The sequence below is a fragment of the Amycolatopsis sp. NPDC114504 genome (genome assembly GCF_055633595.1).
This window is the reverse complement of record NZ_JBVKDU010000006.1, coordinates 61,258-81,285: the sequence shown is the minus strand read 5'-3', so window position 1 is coordinate 81,285 and position 20,028 is coordinate 61,258. Positions and strand designations below refer to the sequence as shown.

At 71.4% G+C, this 20,028-nt stretch carries 19 protein-coding genes; 9 read left to right on the top strand and 10 right to left on the bottom strand.

Annotated features, from left to right (window positions below):
• Window positions 1–20: 20 nt before the first annotated feature.
• Window positions 21–479: an Lsr2 dimerization domain-containing protein gene (locus ACZ7PG_RS42075; protein ID WP_470244806.1), complete on the bottom strand. Its 459-nt coding sequence runs from the start codon at window positions 477–479 to the stop codon at window positions 21–23.
• A gap of 136 nt (window positions 480–615) precedes the next feature.
• On the opposite strand from ACZ7PG_RS42075, the gene ACZ7PG_RS42070 reads away from it, so the two are divergent.
• Window positions 616–2,010: a dihydrolipoyl dehydrogenase family protein gene (locus ACZ7PG_RS42070; protein WP_470244805.1), complete on the top strand. Its 1,395-nt coding sequence runs from the start codon at window positions 616–618 to the stop codon at window positions 2,008–2,010.
• A gap of 1 nt (window position 2,011) precedes the next feature.
• Here the strand turns inward: ACZ7PG_RS42070 and ACZ7PG_RS42065 are convergent, their stop codons facing one another.
• Window positions 2,012–4,162: a hypothetical protein gene (locus ACZ7PG_RS42065; protein ID WP_470245678.1), complete on the bottom strand. Its 2,151-nt coding sequence runs from the start codon at window positions 4,160–4,162 to the stop codon at window positions 2,012–2,014.
• Window positions 4,163–4,434: 272 nt separating this feature from the next.
• Between ACZ7PG_RS42065 and ACZ7PG_RS42060 the strand changes: the two genes are divergently transcribed.
• Both ACZ7PG_RS42060 and ACZ7PG_RS42055 read left to right on the top strand, forming a co-directional pair.
• Complete coding sequence (locus ACZ7PG_RS42060; RefSeq protein ID WP_155545434.1) at window positions 4,435–4,938, top strand: DUF3145 domain-containing protein; 504 nt, start codon at window positions 4,435–4,437, stop codon at window positions 4,936–4,938.
• Window positions 4,939–5,043: 105 nt separating this feature from the next.
• Window positions 5,044–5,637 (top strand): hypothetical protein, encoded by a 594-nt coding sequence (locus tag ACZ7PG_RS42055; protein WP_470244804.1) that lies wholly within the window; start codon window positions 5,044–5,046, stop codon window positions 5,635–5,637.
• 59 nt (window positions 5,638–5,696) lie between these two features.
• Here the strand turns inward: ACZ7PG_RS42055 and ACZ7PG_RS42050 are convergent, their stop codons facing one another.
• The 5 genes from ACZ7PG_RS42050 to ACZ7PG_RS42030 all read right to left on the bottom strand — a co-directional run bounded on the left by ACZ7PG_RS42050 (window position 5,697) and on the right by ACZ7PG_RS42030 (window position 10,596).
• Window positions 5,697–6,947 carry a beta-ketoacyl-[acyl-carrier-protein] synthase family protein gene (locus tag ACZ7PG_RS42050; protein WP_470244803.1) on the bottom strand — a complete coding sequence of 417 codons (1,251 nt, stop codon included), beginning with the start codon at window positions 6,945–6,947 and terminating at the stop codon, window positions 5,697–5,699.
• Window positions 6,948–6,974: 27 nt separating this feature from the next.
• Complete coding sequence (locus ACZ7PG_RS42045) at window positions 6,975–7,220, bottom strand: acyl carrier protein (protein WP_004559006.1); 246 nt, start codon at window positions 7,218–7,220, stop codon at window positions 6,975–6,977.
• 74 nt (window positions 7,221–7,294) lie between these two features.
• Window positions 7,295–8,278 carry a beta-ketoacyl-ACP synthase III gene (locus ACZ7PG_RS42040; protein WP_470244802.1) on the bottom strand — a complete coding sequence of 328 codons (984 nt, stop codon included), beginning with the start codon at window positions 8,276–8,278 and terminating at the stop codon, window positions 7,295–7,297.
• Window positions 8,275–9,198, bottom strand: coding sequence for an ACP S-malonyltransferase (locus ACZ7PG_RS42035; protein ID WP_470244801.1), 924 nt, complete (start codon window positions 9,196–9,198; stop codon window positions 8,275–8,277). Before ACZ7PG_RS42035 ends, ACZ7PG_RS42040 begins: the two co-directional genes overlap by 4 nt.
• Window positions 9,199–9,381: 183 nt before the next feature.
• Window positions 9,382–10,596, bottom strand: coding sequence for a PucR family transcriptional regulator (locus ACZ7PG_RS42030; protein WP_470244800.1), 1,215 nt, complete (start codon window positions 10,594–10,596; stop codon window positions 9,382–9,384).
• Window positions 10,597–10,724: 128 nt separating this feature from the next.
• Here ACZ7PG_RS42030 and ACZ7PG_RS42025 point away from each other — a divergent pair, with 128 nt between their 5' ends.
• The 5 genes from ACZ7PG_RS42025 to ACZ7PG_RS42005 all read left to right on the top strand — a co-directional run bounded on the left by ACZ7PG_RS42025 (window position 10,725) and on the right by ACZ7PG_RS42005 (window position 15,499).
• A complete protein-coding gene (locus ACZ7PG_RS42025; RefSeq protein ID WP_470244799.1) occupies window positions 10,725–11,633 on the top strand; it encodes an ABC transporter ATP-binding protein in 909 nt (302 codons plus the stop codon).
• Between the two features lie 73 nt (window positions 11,634–11,706).
• Window positions 11,707–12,927: an ABC transporter permease gene (locus ACZ7PG_RS42020; protein ID WP_470244798.1), complete on the top strand. Its 1,221-nt coding sequence runs from the start codon at window positions 11,707–11,709 to the stop codon at window positions 12,925–12,927.
• Between the two features lie 317 nt (window positions 12,928–13,244).
• On the top strand, window positions 13,245–14,021 hold the full coding sequence (locus ACZ7PG_RS42015) for a mechanosensitive ion channel family protein (RefSeq protein ID WP_470244797.1): 777 nt from the start codon (window positions 13,245–13,247) through the stop codon (window positions 14,019–14,021).
• A 71-nt stretch (window positions 14,022–14,092) separates the two neighbouring features.
• A complete protein-coding gene (locus ACZ7PG_RS42010; RefSeq protein ID WP_470244796.1) occupies window positions 14,093–14,809 on the top strand; it encodes an MOSC domain-containing protein in 717 nt (238 codons plus the stop codon).
• A 54-nt stretch (window positions 14,810–14,863) separates the two neighbouring features.
• Window positions 14,864–15,499: a nicotinamide mononucleotide transporter family protein gene (locus ACZ7PG_RS42005; protein ID WP_470244795.1), complete on the top strand. Its 636-nt coding sequence runs from the start codon at window positions 14,864–14,866 to the stop codon at window positions 15,497–15,499.
• On the opposite strand, the gene ACZ7PG_RS42000 is transcribed toward ACZ7PG_RS42005, so the two are convergent.
• Both ACZ7PG_RS42000 and ACZ7PG_RS41995 read right to left on the bottom strand, forming a co-directional pair.
• Window positions 15,480–17,096 carry an L-lactate permease gene (locus tag ACZ7PG_RS42000; RefSeq protein ID WP_470244794.1) on the bottom strand — a complete coding sequence of 539 codons (1,617 nt, stop codon included), beginning with the start codon at window positions 17,094–17,096 and terminating at the stop codon, window positions 15,480–15,482. The two genes, ACZ7PG_RS42005 and ACZ7PG_RS42000, sit on opposite strands and share 20 nt — an antisense overlap.
• Before the next feature lie 283 nt (window positions 17,097–17,379).
• Window positions 17,380–17,970, bottom strand: coding sequence for a TetR/AcrR family transcriptional regulator (locus ACZ7PG_RS41995; protein ID WP_470244793.1), 591 nt, complete (start codon window positions 17,968–17,970; stop codon window positions 17,380–17,382).
• A gap of 82 nt (window positions 17,971–18,052) precedes the next feature.
• Between ACZ7PG_RS41995 and ACZ7PG_RS41990 the strand changes: the two genes are divergently transcribed.
• Window positions 18,053–18,796 carry an SDR family oxidoreductase gene (locus ACZ7PG_RS41990; protein ID WP_470244792.1) on the top strand — a complete coding sequence of 248 codons (744 nt, stop codon included), beginning with the start codon at window positions 18,053–18,055 and terminating at the stop codon, window positions 18,794–18,796.
• A gap of 4 nt (window positions 18,797–18,800) precedes the next feature.
• On the opposite strand, the gene ACZ7PG_RS41985 is transcribed toward ACZ7PG_RS41990, so the two are convergent.
• Window positions 18,801–20,012, bottom strand: a complete 1,212-nt coding sequence (locus tag ACZ7PG_RS41985) for an alpha-hydroxy acid oxidase (protein ID WP_470244791.1) — start codon at window positions 20,010–20,012, stop codon at window positions 18,801–18,803.
• Between the last annotated feature and the right edge of the window lie 16 nt (window positions 20,013–20,028).

Below are 20,028 nucleotides of genomic sequence, written 5' to 3'. Positions count from 1 at the left end.
ACTGTGGACCTACTGTGGACCTACTCGGCCGCCGAGAACGTGATGCCCGGCACCTTCCGCGCCGCCGCGCGCGTGGTCTTCCTCGGCGCCGCCGCCTTGCGCGTGGTCTTGGCCGGCTCGGCCTTCGCCTTCGTGACCTTCGCAGTGGTCTTCGCGGGCTCGGTCTTCGCGGTCTTGGCGGCTGTGGTCTTGGCGGTTGCCGTGCGACGGCCGGCGACGGGCTTCGCCGCCTTCGTCGTCTTCGGGGCCGCCTTCGCCCGGGGCCGCTTCGCGCCCGGGACGATCCTCGGCCGGCGCTTGCGGCCGCCGGTGCGGCGACCCGCGTCGGCGTAGCGCTGGAGCAGCTCACGCAGGGCGTCGGCGTTGGCGAAGGAGAGGTCGATGTCGTAGTCGATGCCGTCGAGCCCGAACCCGACGGTCTCGGCGGCGGGCTCGCCGGTGAGATCATCCAGGACCCGCACAGCCGTGTTCTTGGCCACGACAAACCTCCCGTGCTCGAACGTGTATTGCGCGCGCACCGGGGCCGACGGCACCGGGCCGCCGATGACTTGCAGCTTCGAAGACGAGGATAGCCGCTGGCTTGCGCGATCCCGCGTGGTGGTGTGCGCTGAAGCCATGTCTGGACAGACTTTTGACGTAGTGGTGATCGGCGCGGGTCCGGTGGGGGAGGTGGCCGCCGAACGAGCGGCTCGCGGCGGCCTGAAGGTCGCCCTCGTCGAGCACGAGCGCTTCGGCGGCGAGTGCTCCTATTGGGCGTGCATCCCGAGCAAGGCGTTGCTGCGGCCGGGAAACCTGCTCGCCGCGGCGAAGCGCATCCCCGGCGTGCCGGTCGGCGACCGGCTCGACCCCGCGGCGGTGTTCGCGCGGCGTGACTGGTTCACGGGCAAGGGCGACGACTCGGGCCAGGTCGAGTGGGCTCGCGGCGCCGGCATCGAGCCGATCCGCGGGCACGGCGAGATCACCGGTGAGCGGGAGGTCACCCTCGACGGCGACCGCGTGCTGACCGCGCGGCACGCGGTGATCGTGTGCACCGGCAGCGTGCCGAGCACGCCGAAGATCCCGGGTCTCGACACGATCCGGCCGTGGGGTTCGCGGGAGGCGACGTCGGCGGAGTCCGTGCCGGGGCGGCTGGGCGTCCTCGGCGGCGGCGTGGTCGGCGTCGAGATGGCGCAGGCGTTCGCATCGCTGGGCTCGGAGGTCCACCTGGTGATCACCGGCGAGCGCCCGCTGCCGCGTAACGCCGCGTTCGCCGGCGACCTCGTGCTGCACGGTCTGCGCGAAGCCGGCGTGTACGTGCACACGGAGTCGGGCGTCGAGCGGGTCGCCGCGGGTTCGGGCGGGACCGAGCTGACGCTGAAGGACGGCGAGGTGGTCGTCGTCGACGAGTTCCTGGTGGCGACCGGGCGCCGGCCCGCGACCGCCGGGCTCGGCCTCGAGGCGCTCGGCGTCGAAGCGGGTCGAGCGCTGGAGACCGACGACACCGGCCGGGTGTCCGCAGTGGACGGTGGCTGGCTGTTCGCGGCGGGCGACGTCACCGGGCGCGCCCCGCTGACCCACCAGGGCAAGTACGGCGCCCGCGCGGCGGGCGACACGGTCGCGGCGCTGGCGGCGGGTACGTTCTCGTCGGCGGAGCCGTGGAGCAAGTTCACCGCGACGGCCGACCACCACGCGGTGCCGCAGGTGGTGTTCACCGACCCGGAGGTCGCGGCCGTCGGCCTGGCGGACGCGCGGCCCGGTTCGGCCGACCGCGTCGTCGACGTCGACATCGCGGTGGCGGGCTCGTCGTTGCACGCCGACGGCTACACCGGCAAGGCCCGGATCGTCGTCGACACCGAGCGGAACGTCCTGCTCGGCGTGACGTTCGTCGGCCAGGACGTCTCGGAGCTGGTGCACTCGGCGACGATCGCGATCGTCGGCGAGGTGCCGCTCGACCGGCTGTGGCACGCGGTGCCGTCGTTCCCGACGATCAGCGAGGTGTGGCTGCGGCTGCTGGAGGCCTACGGGCTCTGAGTCACTGGGCGGGCAGGCCCAGGGCGGCTTTCGCGGCCCTGGCCAGGCCGGGATCGTCCGAAGTGGACGGTCCCGGTGCCCAGACCGCCTGGACGACCCGCACGGACGTGCCTTCGAGCTGCGAGGTGTAGGCGGCGTTCTCGAACTGGGGCGGTGGAGTGGCACCCCACTTGCCGGTCTCGGAGGCGAGGTCGAGGATCCCGCCCCCGCCGGGCGTGTCGGCGACGGCCTTGAAGGCCTGGGCCTGCGCGGCATCGGGGAACTCGACGATCCCGACGGTGACGGCGGCCTCCCGCCCGTCGACGGAGGCGGCGTAGGACGCGCGCCGGACGCCGGAGCAGCTGGTCTGCTGCAGGCTGGCCTGAGCATCCCCGAAGGCATGGGACGCGCACCGTTGGTCCCGATCGGCGGCCCGCAGGGCGAACTGAAGACTTTGCACGGGAGCCCCACTGCTCGCGGGCGGCGACTGGGTAGCGGGAGTGGGCGGCCCAGTGGGGGCGGCAACGGTGTCCTCCCCGGAGGTGGCCACGGCGATGGCGGCAACGACGAGGGCAACGAGCAGCCCGATGGCGGCGAGGGGGAGCCAGCGGACGGTCTTCGAGCTTGGAGAGGTTCCGGCTTCGCGGGGGACCGGCCGCAGGGTGGGGAAGGGGCGGGGTGGGGTGGGGGTTGCAGGTTGCAGGTTGATCTGGCTGAGGGTGACAGCTTGGGGGGCGGGCTTGGCCGGGGTGGCTTCGGTTCGTTGAGTGGAGCCCGGGAACTGCGGGAGGGGTTTGTCGCGGGTGGGAAAGGGCAGGACCTCGGTGCGCTCGGAGTCGGCGGGAGTCGTGACGTCCGATGCGGTGGGTGCTTCGCCCGAGTCTGCGGTGGGTGAAGGCGGTTCGGCCAAGTCCGCAGCGGCGGAGCCGGACGAACCTGCGGTGGGTGAGGGCGGTTCGGCCAGGCTTGTCGCGGGCGCGCCGGACGGATCTGTGGTGGGTGAGGGCGGTTCGGCGAGGCTTGTCGCGGGCGCGCCGGGCGAATCTGCGGTGGGTGAAGGCGGTTCGGCGAGGCTTGCCGCGGGCGAGCCGGAGTCGAGTCGGCTCGACCAGGCCGAACCGGCTGCGGGCGTGTCGCCGGCGGGGGCTGGGCTTGACCCTGCGGTGTCTGGAGCGGGCGTTCCTGCCGCGGGTGAGCTGGGCGCGCTCGACTCCGCCAGCGATTCCGCTGCAGGCGAGTTCGGCTCGGTCGAGTCGCCGGCGGGCGAGCCCGTCGCGGCTGGGCTTGCCTCTGCCGTGTCCGAGGCAGGTGAACCTGCTTCAGGCGAATCCGCCGCGGGCGAGCTCGGCGCGGCCGAGTCGCCGGCAGGTGCGTCCGCCGCGGCCGGGCCTGATCCTTCTGCGGGTGAGCTCGGTGTGCTCGAACTGGCTGCGGCCGACCCCGCGGTGTCCGAAGTGGCCGCTCCCGCCGCAACACCCGCGGCACCCGCACCCGCGCCAGCAGCTGTCCGCACCTGGCTGGGCACCGAGGGCCCACTGTCCCAAAGCGACTCCGGTGGCGAATCGTCCGTGAAACGGCTGAATCCCTCGCCCACCAGCACCTCGTCCGAAAACTCCGGTGCCTCCGGGGCCAACCCCCGGATCAGTGCCCTTACCTGGTCCACCGACCGGGGCCGGTGCGCTGTCGCCAGCGATACCGTTGCCGCCAGCATCGTCGTCGGGGTCGGGTGGAGGACGCGGACCGGGCCCGCCAGGTCGCCCGCCGGCTGGTCGACCGTCTCCACGTACGGTCCTACCGCGACGATCGTCCCCACCGGGCCCGTCCCCGGGACCAGGGAAGCGATTCGCCGCTCGCACGCCTGGGAGATGTCCAGGGCCTCCGTCGCCGGGTTGACCGCGTCGTCGTCGGTGACCAGGGGCCAGCCGTCGGCCTTCCACGCGGCTCCCAGGGGGGCCTCCAGCCGCAGGGCCGGGTCCGGGAGGTCCACGCCGATCACGATGATCACGCCGTGGGGCAGCAGGACCACCGCCTCGATCGGGCGCTCGGTCACCGTGCCCACGCCCACCAGGGCGATCCCGCCGATGACGGTGCTGCCACGACCGAGGGACGCCAGCGCCGCCCGGACGTCGTCGGCCACCCGGGACTGCTGCCGCTGCAGGCGCACCAGTCGCACCGAAACCCCTCCCTGCTCGTCGTTCCGGGTCATCACGCTAGCGCGCGTGGCCCTGTCCATCGTGCGACACGGGGAGGACGCGGCCGTCTGCCCTCCGAAAGTGGTGCCCCGGGTGACTTGTGGTGTTCATGTGGCCAAACGGCACGGTTGGGGTGCAGAATGTGCTTCAACGCATCGGAGGCGGCATTCGGGAGCCGCACTGAAGCCGTTCCGCAGCTCGAGTCAGGGCGTAGGGGAAGACGTCCCTCGTCGAGCAACAAGCGGAGGTAGCAGTGAGCACCCGTGGCAGCACCCGAGGTGTGGTGTACGTCCACTCGTCGCCGTCTGCGGTGTGTCCGCACGTCGAGTGGGCTATTTCGGGCACCCTGGGTGCCCGCGTTGACCTGAAGTGGACGGCGCAGCCGGCCAGCCCGGGTCAGCTTCGCGCCGAGTGCGGCTGGCGCGCGCCCGCGGGCAGCGGCGCCAGACTGGCGTCCGCCCTCAAGGCGTGGCCGATGATTCGGTTCGAGGTCACCGAAGAGCCCAGCGCGGGCCTCGACGGCGAACGGTTCTGCTTCGCGCCCGGGCTCGGCCTGTGGCACGGGCGGACCAGCGCCAACGGCGACATCGTGGTGGGCGAAGACCAGCTGCGCGCGCTCGCGGCCATGACCCGCGGGGGTGAGTCCTTCGCGCACAAGCTCGACGAACTCCTCGCCGCGAGCTGGGACGAGGCGCTCGAGCCCTACCGCCACGCCGGTGACGGCGCGCCGGTGACCTGGCTGCACCAGGTGGGCTGACCGGACGGACGGCTGCCGGCGCGACCTCGGGGTGATCCGGGCGCGCCGCCCGCCGCGCCCCCTGCTGCACCCGGGCACCCCGGCCGGGCCGGTACGCTCTTCGGCGTGACCACCCCCGCCTCCAGCTCCCGCCAGCGCTGGCTGGTGCCCGTCGTGGCCGTGGTGCTCTCGGTGACCGTGGGTGCCGGCCTGCTCGCGCGCGAGATCTACCGCCGCCCCGACCAGCCCGCCGACGAGACCGCCTCCTCGAGCGCCGCGCAGTCCCCGGCCAGCAGCGGGGCGCCGGCCGCGGCGGGCGTCGTCCGGATGACCGAGGACGCGCAGGCGCACCCGCAGGCCGAGGCCGTGCGCAGGCTCCTCAAGACGTACTTCGACGCCATCAACAGCAAGCAGTACCAGCCGTGGACGACGACCGTCAGCAGCGACCGGATCTCGCAGCAGCCACCGGGCGCGTGGAAGGACGGCGTCAAGTCCACAACGGACACCGACGCGCTGGTCTACCGCATCGAGCGCGGCGCCAACGCGTCGCTTCGGGTCTTGGTCGGCTTCACCAGCGAACAGAAGAAGGCCGACGCCCCGGACTTCTTCAAGGAGCCCTGCATCAAGTGGCGGCTGGTCATGCCGATGATCGTCCAGCGGGGCGGGCTGAAGATCGACACCGTCGACCCAGGGCCGCCGCCCGAGCACGAAAAATGCTGAAGAAGGGGCCCGGCCGAAGCCGGGCCCCTTTTTCGTCGAACCGGGTGGTGCGGACGAACTCAGGCCGCCGGGGTGAACAACAGCGCGGTGTTGTGCCCGCCGAAGCCGAACGAGTTGCTGATCGCCGCGGTCAGCTCGACCTTGCGGGCCTCGCCCGACACGACGTCCAGCTGCACCCGCGGGTCCAGGTCCGTCAGGTTCATCGTGGCCGGCACGATGCCGTGGTACAGCGACAGGATCGTGATGATCCCCTCGACCGCGCCGGCGCCGCCGACGAGGTGACCCATCGAACCCTTCGGCGCCGTCACGACCGCGTGGTCGCCGACCGCCTTGCGGATGGCGGCCGCCTCGCCGATGTCACCGACCACAGTGGACGTCGCATGGGCGTTCACGTGCCCGACGTCCGCCGCCGTCACACCGGCCATCTTCATCGCCGCGCGCATGGCGGCGATCTGGCCGATGCCCTCGGGGTGGTTGCCCGTGATGTGGTAGGCGTCCGAGGTGATGCCGTGCCCGGCGATCGTCGCGTAGATGCGGGCCCCGCGGGCCTTCGCCTGGTCCGCGCGCTCCAGGATGACCACGCCGGCGCCCTCGCCGAGGACGAAGCCGTCGCGGCTCGCGTCGAACGGCCGGGACGCGCTGCCCGGGTCGTCGTTGCGCGTGGACACCGTGCGGGCCTGGGCGAACCCGGCCAGCGTGATCGGGTGGATGCACGCTTCGGCCCCACCGGCGACCACGACGTCGGCGCGACCGGAGCGGATCATCTCCACCCCGCTCGCGATGCCTTCGGCACCGGAAGCGCAGGCCGAGGCCGGGGAGTGCACCCCGGCCCGCGCCTTCAGGTCGATGCCCACGTGCGCGGCCGGGCCGTTCGGCATCAGCATCGGCACGGTCAGCGGCGACACCTTGCGGAGACCCTGCTGGTGCAACAGATCGTTCTGGGTGAGCAGGGTGACCGGGCCGCCGACGCCGGTGCCGATCGACACGCCGAGGCGGTCGGGGTCGACGTCGGTGTGCTCGTCCGTCGGTTCCGCGTACCCGGCGTCGGCCCACGCCTGGCGGGCGGCGATCAGTGCGACCTGCTCGCAGCGGTCCAGCCGGCGGGCCTGCACCCGCGGGAGGACCTCCGACGGATCGACGGCCAGCATGCCGCCGATCTTGACGGGCAGCTGCAGCTCCTCGACCCAGTCGGCCTCGATCGCCCGGATCCCGCTCCGCCCGGCCAGCAGACCGTCCCAGGTGGACGTCACGTCCCCGCCGAGCGGTGTGGTGGCGCCGAGACCGGTGATCACGACGTCGATGTTGCTCATGGGAGTCTCCTCAAGGAGGGAACAGACTTACTTGGAGTTGGCCGACACGTAGTTGACGGCGTCGCCCACGGTCTTGAGGTTGGCGAGCTCGTCGTCCGGGATCTTGACGCCGAACTTGTCCTCGGCCTGCACGGCGATCTCGACCATCGACAGCGAGTCGATGTCCAGGTCGTCCACGAACGACTTCTCGGCGGTGACGTCGTCCTGAGCCACACCGGCCACCTCTTCGACGATCTCGGCGAGGCCGGCGAGGATCTCAGCGTTGTCAGCCATGGGGTAGTTCCCTTCTCGGTGTTTCTTGGGTCTGGTTGCCCTTGGGCGAGTGCCCGCGGGGAGCGTAACGGTGATCAGGGGCAGACGAACGCCTGCCCGGCGTAGGACAGGCCCGCGCCGAACCCGACCGCCAGCACCACGTCGCCGGACTTCGCCGTCCCGGCCTTGCGCATGTGGTCCAGCGCGAGGGGGATGGACGCCGACGAGGTGTTGCCGGAGTACTTGATGTCGTCGGCGACGACCATGTCGTCACGGGCGCCGTTGGCCCGCAGCTTCTTCGCGATCGCCTCGACGATGCGCAGGTTCGCCTGGTGCGGGATCAGCACGTCCACATCGGACGGCTTCAGCCCGGCGACCTCCAGCGCGCGCATGGCGATCGGCGCGATCTGGGTCGTCGCCCACCGGAAGACCGACTGGCCCTCCTGGTAGATGAACTTGTCCTCGGTCATCCCGATCAGGTCGACGAGGTCGCCGGCGCTGCCCCAGGAGACCGGGCCGATCAGCGGCTCGTCGGACGCGCCGACGACCGCGGCACCGGCGCCGTCGGCGAAGATGATCGCGTTGGCGCGGTCGGTCGGGTTCACCGAGTCGGTGAGCTTCTCCGCGCCGATGACGAGGACCTTCTTCGCCGAGCCGGACCGGATCAGGTCGGAGGCGACGCCGAGGCCGTAGCAGAACCCGGCGCACGCGGCGTTGAGGTCGAACGCGCCGGGGCCGGGGATGCCGATCCGCGCGGCCACCTGGGCGGCGGCGTTCGGGATCAGCGTCGGCATGGTGCAGTTCGGCAGGATCACCGTGTCCACTTCGGACGGGTCGACGCCGGCGTCGGCCAGCGCGGCGGTGCCCGCGGCGACGGCGAAGTCGGTGAGCGTCTCGTCCTTCTCCGCGAACCGGCGCTCGATGATCCCGACGCGGTCGCGGATCCACTGGTCGTTGGTGTCCATGATCTGCGACAGGTCGTCGTTGGTGACGATCTTGTCCGGCTGCGCGCTGCCGATGCCCAGCACGCGGCTGCCGCGGGAGCCGGGGTTGAGGCTCAAGGTGGGTCGGTCGGTCACGAGGCGTCCTCCTGGCGCAGCGCCGCCAGTTCGGCCGGCGTCTTCAGCGCGGTGGTAGTGGTGACGACACCCTTGAGCTGGCGCTTGACCAGGCCGGTCAGCGTGCCCGCGGGCGCGAGTTCGACGGTGCGGGTGACGCCGAGGGAGACCAGGCCGTCCATCGTCAGGTCCCAGCGGACGGACCGCGTGACCTGCGCGACGAGGCGGTCGAGGTACTCGGCCCCGCTGGTGACGACCGCACCGTCCGCGTTGGACAGCAGCGGGCGGACCGGGTCGGCCGGGGTCAGCTCGGCGGCGTGGGCGCGCAGCGCCTCTTCGGCGGGCGCCATGTACTGCGTGTGGAACGCGCCGGCGACCTTGAGGGCGCGGATCTTCGTGCCTTCAAGGGGTTCCGCGACGATCTTCGCGATGGCGTCGGCGGCACCGGAGGCGACGATCTGCCCCGCTCCGTTGCGGTTCGCCGCGGTCAGGCCCTGTCCTTCGAGCCACGCGACGATCTGCTCGGGGTCCCCGAGCATGACCGCGGCCATCGACGTCGGCTCCAGCGCGCACGCCTTCGCCATCTCGGCGCCCCGGACGGCCGCCAGCGCGACGGCCTCTTCGGGCTTCAGCACGCCGGCGATCGCGGCGGCCGCGAGCTCGCCGACGGAGTGCCCGGCGACGGGCGCGTCCGCGGAAACCGGCGCGGTGGCCTGGAGGTGTTCGAAGGTGAGCAACGACAGCGCGACGATCAGCGGCTGCGCGACCGCGGTGTCCTGGATCTCGTCGGCGTCCGCCTCGGTGCCGAGGCGGAGCAGGTCGAGCCCCGCGCGCTCGGACCACAGTGCGACGCGCTCGCGGGCGCCGTCGAGGTCGAGCCAGGGCGTGAACATGCCGGGGGCCTGGGACCCCTGACCGGGAGCGAGGACTGCTGCTGTCACCCTCCAAGACAACACGTTCACGGTGCTTCGGCGTGATGCCGACGCTCACAGTGTCTGCGCGGCGTCTTTGTCGGAACCCTCCAAAGACGCGCCGGAGAACCTCGCGCGTAACCCGGAAGCCTTGTCGGGTTCAATCACCTTTCGCTGTTAAGTCCATCACGTGACGCCCGTCTCGGGAAGCCGTCACCAGAGGCCGCGGGCGCGCGCCAGCCGGCCCACCGTCAACGCGATCCGGAGCACCAGCGCGTCGCGCGGGTCCGTCGCCTGGCACCCCGTCAGGTCCGCCGCCTTGCGCAGCCGGTACCGGACCGTGTTCGGGTGGACGAACAGCGTCTTCGCGCACGTCTCCAGCACCCCGCCGCTTTCCAGGTACGCCTCGACCGTGCGCTGCAGCGTCGGACCGGCCTCCTCCAGCGGGCGCGCGATCGTGTCCACCAGCAGGCGCTCCGCCTCCGCGTCGCCCGACAGCGCGCGCTCGGGCAGCAGGTCCGCCGAGCGGACCGGGCGGGGCGCCGCCGGCCAGCCGACCACCGCCCGCAGCCCCGACAACGCCTCCGTCGCGCTGTGGTGCGCCTCCGCCAGCGTCGGCACCGTCGGCCCCGCCACCACCGGGCCGTCGGCGAACGCCACCGACATCCGGGCGAGGATTTCGCGCTCCTTGACACCGCCCTCGGTCGGCCCGCCGACCACGACCACCAGCCGGGAGCCCTGGACCGACAGCAGCACCGGGCGGCCGACGCGGGCCGCGCGGCTGCGGACCTCGAAAACCACCGTCGGCGGGTCCTCCGACGGCGGATTGCCGACCAGGACCGTCGCGGCCGCCGACGGCTCCCAGCCCAGCGCCGTCGCGCGGGAGAGCACCGACTCCTCGGCGTCGCCACGGACGATCCCGTCGACGACCAGTGCTTCGAGGCGGGCGTCCCACGCGCCCCGGGCCTCCGCCGCCGCCGCGTACGAGTTCGCCGCCGCGAACGCGATTTCCCGGCCGTAGCGCAGGATTCCCTCGATCAGCGCCGCCCGCTCGGCCTCGTTCGCGGCGAACTCCGGCAGCTGCTCCTCGAACACCTCGATGGCCAGGCGCACCATGCCGACCGCCTGGCGCAGGCTGACCCACCGGGACAGCTCGGCCGGCGCGTCGCGGAACGCCTCGGTCGTCAGCTTCAGGGCTTCCTTCGAGTCCCGCAGCCAGTCGACGAAGCCCGCCGCGCCCGCCTGGGTGATCAGCAGGACGCTCGCGCGCTGGTCGGCGGGCAGCCGGGCGAACCACGACAGCCGCCGCTCCATCACCGCGATGCTCGCGCTCGCGAGGCTCCCGGACGCGTGCTCCAGCCGCCGAAGCGTCTTCGCGGAGAGTCCGTGGTGCTTCGGCACCTGGCGCGGCGTGGTGGTTCCATCCATGGCGCCCGCGATCCTACGTGCCCGCAACTTTCGTAGCCCCCGGCGGCAACGCGCGGTGCTATGCGGTGCGTGTACGAACTGCCTAGGATCGCGAGCGGGGGCAGCCAGTGATGAACGGGGGAACCGGAATGACCGGTTTGGAGATCGACAGGGTCTCGAAACGCTACGGCGACGTGGTCGCTTTGCGAGAAATGACATTCGAAGTCCGGCCGGGCGAGCTTTTCGGGTTCGTCGGGAGCAACGGTGCCGGAAAAACCACGACCATGCGCATCGCGCTGGGCGTGCTTTCCGCCGACGGCGGCGAAGTCCGCTACGACGGCGAGCCGGTGACGCACGAAACGCGCCGCCACATCGGGTACATGCCCGAGGAACGCGGCCTTTACCCGAAGATGAAGGTGGCCGAGCAGCTCACCTACCTCGCGCGGCTGCACGGCATGCCGGCCGCCGCCGCGCGGGCGTCGGCGGACAAGTGGACCGAACGGCTCGGCGTCGCCGGCCGCCGCGACGACGAGGTGCAGAAGCTGAGCCTCGGCAACCAGCAGCGCGTCCAGCTGGCCGCGGCGCTGGTGCACGAGCCGCGGATCCTGGTGCTCGACGAGCCGTTCTCCGGCCTCGACCCGGTCGCGGTCGACGTGATGAGCCAGGTGCTCAAGGAAAAGGCCGCCGAAGGCGTGCCGGTCGTGTTCTCCAGCCACCAGCTCGACCTCGTGGAGCGGCTCTGCGACCGGGTCGGGATCGTCCGGAGTGGACAGATGGTCGAGGCCGGCACGGTCGAAGAGCTGCGGGCCGGCGGCGCCGTCCGGCTGCGGGTCGACGTCCCCGAAGCCGGTGACGGCTGGGCCGACGGTCTGCCCGGTGTGAAGGTGCTGGGCCGGAAGGGCTCGGTGACCGAGCTCGAGCTCGGCGAGGGCGCCGACGACCAGGCCGTGCTCAAGGCCGCGCTGGCCACTGGGCCGGTGCGCGAGTTCGCCCGCGAACAGCCGTCGCTGGCCGATCTGTTCCGTTCCGTCGTCACGACCGAGGAGGTCCCGGCATGAGTGAGCCTGCGAGCGAATCATCCAACACTGCGCCGGCCGCTCAGGCCGCACCGAGCGTCAGCGAGGTGTGCGCATGAGCACCCCGGTCCAAGACGTGCGGATGAGCCCGGCGAGCGCGGTCGGGCTGGTCGCCTCCCGCGAGATCGGCACCCGCGTCAAGTCGAAGGCGTTCCGCGTCGCCACGGTCGTCATGCTGCTGCTGATCGTCGTCGGCATCCTGCTGATCAAGTTCATCTCGGGCGGCGGCGGTGCCGACTCGACCGTCGGCTACACCCCGGCGACCGCCCCGTTCGCGGCGCCGCTGAAGGCCGGCGGCCAGGCGGTCGACGAGTCCATCGACACGATCCAGGTCGCCGACGAGGCCGCCGGGCGCGCGAAGCTGGCCGACGGCTCGATCGACGCGTTGCTGACCGGCGACGGCAAGACCGTGCACGTCCAGGTGAAGAAGGACCTCGACGGCAAGCTCGCGAACGTCCTGCAGCTGCTGTCCCGGCAGATCGCGCTCGACCAGCAGATCACCACGCTCGGCGGCGACCCGGCCCGGTTCGAAGCCGCCGTCTCCTCCGCGAAGTTCATCGAGGACCCGCCGCTGGAGCAGCCGTACGACTACAACGGCCAGCAGCTGGTGCTGGGCATCGCCGCCGGCATCCTCATCTACCTCTCGCTGATGATCAACGGCCAGAGCGTCGCCCAGGGGGTCGTCGAGGAGAAGACCTCGCGGGTCGTGGAGCTGCTGCTGTCGACGATCAAGCCGTGGCAGCTGATGGCCGGGAAGGTGCTCGGCATCGGCGTGGTCGGGCTGATCCAGATGCTCGTGATCGGGGCCGGCGGGGTGATCACCGGACTGGCGGCCGGCGTGCTCACCATCTCCGTTTCGGCGGCCGTCGGCACGGTCGTGTGGCTGATCGTGTGGTACCTGCTCGGGTTCTTCATGTACTCGATCGTGTTCGCCGCGCTCGGCGCCCTGGTCTCACGCCAGGAAGACGTCGGCGGCGCGACGATGCCCGCGCTCATGTTCGTGATCGCCGGATACGTCGTCGGCATTTCCGTGCTGCCGACGGACCCGGGGAACACGTTCGTCGAAGTGCTTTCCGTGATTCCGGTGTTCGCGCCGACGCTGATGCCGATGCGGCTGGCGATGGGCGGGGTGCCGGTGTGGGAAGCGGTGTTGTCGGTGGGACTGGTGGTGCTGATGATCCCGGGGCTGATCTGGCTCGCCGCGCGGATCTACCGGAACGCGGTCATGCGCAGTGGCGCGAAGGTGAAACTGCGCGACGCCCTGCGCGCCGCCTGAGGTTCGCCGATCGTTCATCCGGCCCTCGGACGCCTCAGAGTCTCGGTGTCCGGGGGCCGGAACACGTATCCCCCCAAATGCTCGAGGCCGCCCGGCGCTTGCGGTTTACGCTGCGCCGGACGGCCTCGTCTCCCCGGTCCCCACCGGTAGAACCAGTATGGCCGTGGCTGATCTTCGCGCGCCAGTCGTCTCACTCGATCGTGGGGCGCACGAGTTGCCGACGCTGGGTACCTGATCAACGATCCGGTGCACCAAGCGCACCACCTCGAATCGGCGGGTGGCGATTCGGGCGCAAAAACCGTGGAGAGGGAGTCGGTATGGGCCAGCAACTTAAGGACGGGCTCGGGCAAGCGTGGAACCTGGTGGCCACGTTCGTTCCGAAACTCGTCGGTTTCCTGATCATCCTGCTGATCGGCTGGCTGATCGCGAAGGCGATCGCGAAAGGGCTGAGCCTCGTCCTCGGAAAGGTCGGGTTCGGCAAGCTGATCGAGAAGACCGGCCTTTCCGGCAGCATCGGCCAGCAGAAGATCGACGCGGCCGGAATCCTCGTGAAACTGGTCTACTACTTCGTCCTGCTGATCGCGCTGCAGCTGGCGTTCGGCGTGTTCGGGCCGACCAACCCGGTCAGCCAGCTGCTCAACGACATCATCGCGTTCCTCCCGCGGATCGTGGTCGCCGTGGTGCTGATCGTGGTCGCCGCGGCCATCGCGAAGGTCGTGCGTGACGTCGTGTCGTCGGCGATGTCGGGCCGCCCGGCCGGCCGCTACCTGGCCACCGGCGCCTACTGGCTGATCATGGCGTTCGGCATCATCGCCGCGCTCGGCCAGGTGAACATCGCGACGGCCATCACCGGCCCGGTGCTGATCGCGGTGCTGGCGACGATCGGCGGCGTGATCGTCGTCGGCTTCGGCGGCGGCCTGATCAAGCCGGCGCAGGACCGCTGGCGCGGCTGGATGGCGAACATGCAGCAGCAGCTGGCCGAGACGCCGGCGCAGCGCACGGGCGAGATGGGCACGAGCGCGGCTCCGCGCGCGACGGTCGGCGCTGACAACACCCCGACGCCGCCGGCGGGCATGCCGCGCGCGCAGGGCTGAGCGAGGATCGGAGCGGGAAGAGACCCGGCGGACGAGGAAGCCGCCGGGTCTCTTCCCGTTACGCTGGGGTGATGGGGGTCGTGGCGGCGCTGTGGCGCTATCCGGTGAAGTCGATGGCGGGGGAGCGGCTGGCCGAGGCGACGTTCGGCGAGCGCGGCCTCGACGGTGACCGCCTCTACGCGGTCCACGATCAGGACGGGAGGTTCGGCAGCGGCAAGAACACCCGCCGGTTCCGGCGGATGCCCGGCCTGCACGCCTTCGCCGCGCGGTACGACGGCGATGTCCCAGTGGTTACCCTCCCTGACGGCCGCGAGGTCCGCGGCGGCACCGCGAGCGGAGAAATCGCCGCCGCGCTGGGCCTCCCGGGCGTCGAGCTGGCGAAGGAAGCGGCGATCCCGCACCACGACGAAGCGGCCGTCCACCTGGTCACGACGTCGTCGCTGGCCTGGCTGGCCGAGCGCGCGCCCGGCGTCGCGCTCGACGAACGGCGGTTCCGGGCCAACCTCCTGCTCGACACCGGATCGGCGCCGGAGCTCGCCGAGGAGGCCTGGGTGGGGAAGCGCGTCCGGATCGGCGAGATCGAGCTGGAGGTCCTCCGCAAGGCCGTGCGCTGCGTGATGGTCGGCCTGCCGGGCGACGGGCTGCCGGCCGCGCCCGGGCTGCTCAAGACGATCTCCGACGTCAACGGCCTGACCTTCGGCGTGCAGACCCGCGTCGTCCGCGGCGGCACGGTCCGCGTCGGGGACGACGTCCACGAGGTGGGATGTTCCGCGGCTCACAGTCTCTAGGGAATTCACCCCCTCCGGAGCATGTTTGATGCGGTAGGACGAAAGGGGCGTCAGGTGGATTTCCTGCTGCACCACGGAATCACGGTGCTCGGTCAGTGGATCTCGGTCGCGGAGCTCGCCGGGCAGGTGTTCGCGCTCGCCGTGGTGTTCCTCGCGCAGCGTCGCACCCTGTGGACGTGGCCCGTGCAGGTCGGCGCGACCGTGCTGCTGTTCGCCGTCTACGCCTCCGCGCACCTCGGCGGGCTCGCTTCCCGCCAGGTCGCCATCCTCGCGATCTCCGTCTACGGCTGGTGGGCCTGGACCCGCCGCCAGGACCCCGTGTTCGGCGTCGTCGTCCGGCAGGGACGGCTCGCCGAGCGGCTGGCCATGCTCGGCGCCTTCGTCGCCGGCACCACCGTGATGGCCCTGGTCCTCGACGCGCTCGACGCGTCCTGGGCGCCCTGGCCGGACGCCGCCATCTTCGTCGGCACGCTCGTCGCCTTCGGGGCGCAGGGCGCGGGACTGGTCGAGTTCTGGCTGGTCTGGCTGGTCGTCGACGCGATCGGCGTGCCGCTGCAGATCTCGTCCGGGCTGTACTTCTCGGCCGCGATCTACATCGTCTTCGCCGGGCTCGTCGTGCACGGCTGGTGGAGCTGGAACCGCTCGGCCAAGAGCGTCGCGAACCGTCAGGTCATGGCAGCATCCAGCTGAGCACCGGCGTGCTCTGCCCGAGCACGATCAGGCACATCACCAGCAGCAGCCCCAGGCTCCACGGCAGCACCTTCCGCAGCAGCTTGCCCTCCTCGCCCGGCAGGTTCGCGGCCACACAGGCGATCGTGAGGTTCTGTGGCGAGACCATTTTGCCGAGGACGCCGCCGGAGCTGTTGGCCGCGGCCAGGAGGTCCGCGGCCAGGCCCGTCTTGTTCGCCGCCGTCACCTGCAACGCGCCGAACAACGCGTTCGCCGACGTGTCCGAGCCCGAGACGGCGACGCCGAACCAGCCCAACACCGGGGACAGGAACGCCAGGCCGGCGCCGGCGGCCGCGATGAACGTGCCGATCGTCGTGGTCTGGCCGGACAGGTTCATCACGTAGGCCAGCGCGAGCACCCCGGTGACGGTCAGGATCGCGAACCGCAGCTCCTTGACCGTCGCGAGCCACTCCTGCACGGTGCCGCTCGCCGACACGGCCAGGACCGCGGCCGTGATGATGCCGGCCAGCAGCACGAGCGTGCCGCCGGTGTTGAGGAACGGCAGCGAGAACGTGTTGCCGGACACCGGTTTCCCGTTCGGCGCGGCGACGTTCAGGCCCGGCCAGTGGAACTTCCAGGTCGCCTTGTCCAAGAGCTTCTTGATCGGCGGCAGCACGGCCAGGGAGAAGATCACGATGATCAGCGCGTACGGCAGGTACGCCTTGACGACGTCGTTGCGCGAGTCCTCCGGCGGCGCTTCCTCGGTCGTCGTCCCGCCGGTGCCGATGCTGGTCCGGACGGCTTCGGGCACCGCGCGGCGGGTCTGCGGGAGCGCGACCAGCGCGGCGGCACCGGCGAGCGCGGCACCGATGTCGGCCAGCTGCGGTGAGACGTAGTTCGAGGCGAGGAACTGCACGAGCCCGAACGCGACCCCGCAGACCAGCGCGGGCAGCCAGGTGTCCTTCAGTCCGCGCTTGCCGTCGACGATGATCACCAGCAACAGCGGCACGACCAGCGCGAGCAGCGGCGTCTGGCGGCCGACGATCGAGGAGACGTCCTGCAGCGGCAGCCCGGTGACCTGGGCCAGCGTGACGACGGGCGTGCCCATCGCGCCGAACGCGACCGGCGCGGTGTTCGCGACCAGCGCGACGACCGCCGCCTTGACCGGGTGGAAGCCGACGGCCACCAGCATCACGGCGCTGATCGCGACCGGCGCGCCGAAGCCCGCGAGGGCCTCCATGAGCGCGCCGAAGCAGAAGGCGATGATCAGGGCCTGGATGCGCGGGTCGTCGGAGATCCGGCCGAACGAGCGGCGCAGGACGTCGAAGTGCCCGGTCCGCACGGTGAGCCGGTAGATCCACAGCGCGTTGACGACGATCCACATGATCGGCCACAGCCCGAACGCGGCGCCCGACAGCGCCCCGGAGACGGCCTGGACGATCGGCATGCCATAAGCGGCGACCCCGACGACGAGCGCGACGACCAACCCGATCAGGGCGGCGTGGTGCGCCTTCATCCGGACGACACCGAGGAGCACGAGAACGGTGGCGAGGGGCAGCACGGCGACGAGCGCCGACAGGCCCAGCGAACCGAGGGGAGTCACGTCTTGCACGAACACGGGCGACCTCCGTTTTCCACGATGCGAAAACGGCCTTTCGGCGAGTGCCCGAGATCTTCGTCACAAACCAGTCGGTCCGTCAAGAACTTGAGACCGGTTGGCCCAACGAGTCAGCGCTTCACGGCCGCGGCCGCGTGCGGAAAGAGGCATCACGCGTGACTGGGCGGGCATCACGCGTGACTGGAGGGGCATCGGCGTGATGCCCGTCTGATCACGCGTGATGCCTCCCGGATCACGCGTGATGCCCCGCTGGTCACGTGTGATGCCCCGCTGGTCACGCGGGTTACGGCCGCGGGAGCACGGCGAGGACGGTTTCGGCGATGCCGCGGAGGTCGGCCTGGTCGCAGCTGCCCTTGCCGAGGGCTTCGATGCCGCGCAGGGTCGCCAGCAGGAGGCCGGCCAGGCGGGCCGGGTCGGGGCCGGGGGCGAGGTCGCCCGCTCGCTGGGCTCCGGCGACGCAGGCGGTCAGCATGACGTTCAGCTCGCTGAACGCCTGCCGGGCCCGCGTCGCGACCTCCGGGTCGTGTTCGGCGCATTCGGCCGCGGACTTCGCGATCAGGCAGCCCCGGTGGATGTCGTCCGCGATGACGGCTTCGGCGTCGGCCAGGACGTAGTCGCGCAGCCGCTGGTAGGCGGTTTCGTCGGGGCCGTCGAGCTTGTGACGCGTCGCTTCGACGGCTTCGGTGCAGTAGTCGTCGAAGACGCGCAGGAACAGCGCGTGCTTGTCCCCGAAGGCGCCGTAGAGGCTGCCTTTGCCCAGGCCGGTGGCCGCGGCGAGGTCGTCGATCTTCGTGCCCGCGTAGCCCGTCGACCAGAACCGGTCCCGGGCCGTGCGCAGCACCGCGCGCTCGTCGAAGCTCCGGGGTCTCGCCATGGGCTCAGGATATCCATTCTTGACTATCTCGTCCAGAACTGCGTAGGTTCTGGACGAGATAGTCAAGAACTCGGAGGGCACCGTGAACCTGAAGGACAAGACAGCGCTGGTGACCGGCGGCGGGACCGGCATCGGCTTGGGGATCGCGAAGCGGTTCGCCGCGGAGGGCGCGCACGTGGTGATCACGGGCCGCCGCAAGGAGGTCCTCGACGACGCCGTCGCCGAGATCGGCGGAAGCGTGCAGGCGATCCGCGCCGACTCCTCGAACCTCGCCGACCTGGACGAGGTCTACCGCGTGATCGCCGAGCGCGGCCGCGGGCTCGACGTCGTGGTCGCCAACTCCGGCGGCGGGATTTCGGCCCCGCTCGGCGAGATCACCGAGGAGCAGTTCGACACGACCTTCGGCACGAACGTCAAGGGCGTCCTCTTCACCGTGCAGAAAGCCTTGCCGCTGCTGAACGAGAAGGCGTCGGTCGTCATCACCGGCTCGACGACCTCGACGCGCGTGGCGCCGGGCATGAGCATCTACGCCTCGACGAAGGCCGCCGTGCGCAGCTTCGCCCGCACCTGGGCGCTCGACCTGCAGGGCAAGGGAATCCGCGTGAACGTCCTCAGCCCGGGGCCGACGCTCACCCCCGGCCTCCTCGGCCTAGCCGAGCCGGACGCGCGGCAGCAGCTCGTGGACGGGATGGCGGCTCAGGTCCCGCTGGGCCGCCTCGGCGACCCGTCGGAGATCGCCGCGGCGGCGCTGTTCCTGGCCACCGACGAGGCGAGCTTCGTCAACGGCGTCGAGTTCTTCGTCGACGGCGGCCAGGCGCAGGTCTGAGCGTCTAGCGCAGGGTGGCGTGCGAGGGCGTCAGGTCCTTCAGGGTCCGGACGCCCAGCAGCTGCATCGTGCGCACCATCTCCGTGCGCAGGATGTCGACGCACCGCTGGACCCCGCGCTCGCCGCCGGCCATCAGGCCGTACAGGAACGCGCGGCCGACCAGCACCGCGTCGGCGCCGCGGGCGATGGCCGCCACGATGTCGCCGCCCGAGAGGATGCCCGTGTCGATCCAGACCTCGGCGCCGCCCTGGAGCTCGTCCAGCACCGCCGGCAGCAGCTCCAGGGGCGTCGGGGCGCGGTCGAGCTGGCGGCCGCCGTGGTTCGAGATCAGGACCGCGTCGGCGCCGTGCTTGACGACGTCCCGCGCGTCGTCGACGTTCTGCACGCCCTTGACCACGAGCTTCCCGGGCCAGGTCCGGCGGACCCAGTCCAGGTCGTCGAAGTTCAGCGTCGGGTCGAAGAGCTTGTTCAGCAGCTCGGCGACCGTGCCGCCGAAGTGGTTGAGCGAGGCGAACTGCAGGGGCTCGGTGGTGAGCAGGTTGAACCACCACGCCGGGTGCGTCGCGCCGTCGAGGAACGTCTTGAGCGTCAGCGCCGGCGGGATGGTCAGGCCGTTGCGGACGTCGCGCAGGCGCGCGCCGCCGACCGGGGTGTCCACGGTCAGCATCAGCGTGTCGTAGCCCGCCGCCCACGCGCGATTCATCAGATCTTCGCCCGCGCCGTGGTCGCGCCAGACGTAGAGCTGGAACCACTTGCGGGCTTCGGGCGCGGCCTCGGCGAGGTCCTCGATCGACGTCGTCGCCATCGTCGAGAGGCCCATCGGGATGCCGTTGCGCTGGGCCACCCGGCCCACGGCGGCTTCGCCCTCGTGCTGCATCATCCGCGTGAACCCGGTGGGGGCGAAGGCGAACGGCAGCGCCGACGTCTTGCCGAGGATCTCGCGGGTGGTGTCCACATCGGACACACCGCGCAGCACGTTCGGGTGGAACTCGATCCGCCGGTAGGCCTGGCGGGCGCGCAGCAGGCTGTCTTCCAGCTCGGCCGCGCCGTCGGTGTAGTCGAACGCCGCCCGCGGGGTCCGCTTGCGGGCGATCATCCGCAGGTCGGCGATGGTGTGGGCGTTCGCCAGCCGCCGGTCGGTCGGGTTCAGCACGATCGGCTTCGGCCGCAGGATCTGCTTCAGCTCGTCCGGCTTGGGCAGTCGGCGCTTCGTCACCTTCATCAACTCCCTG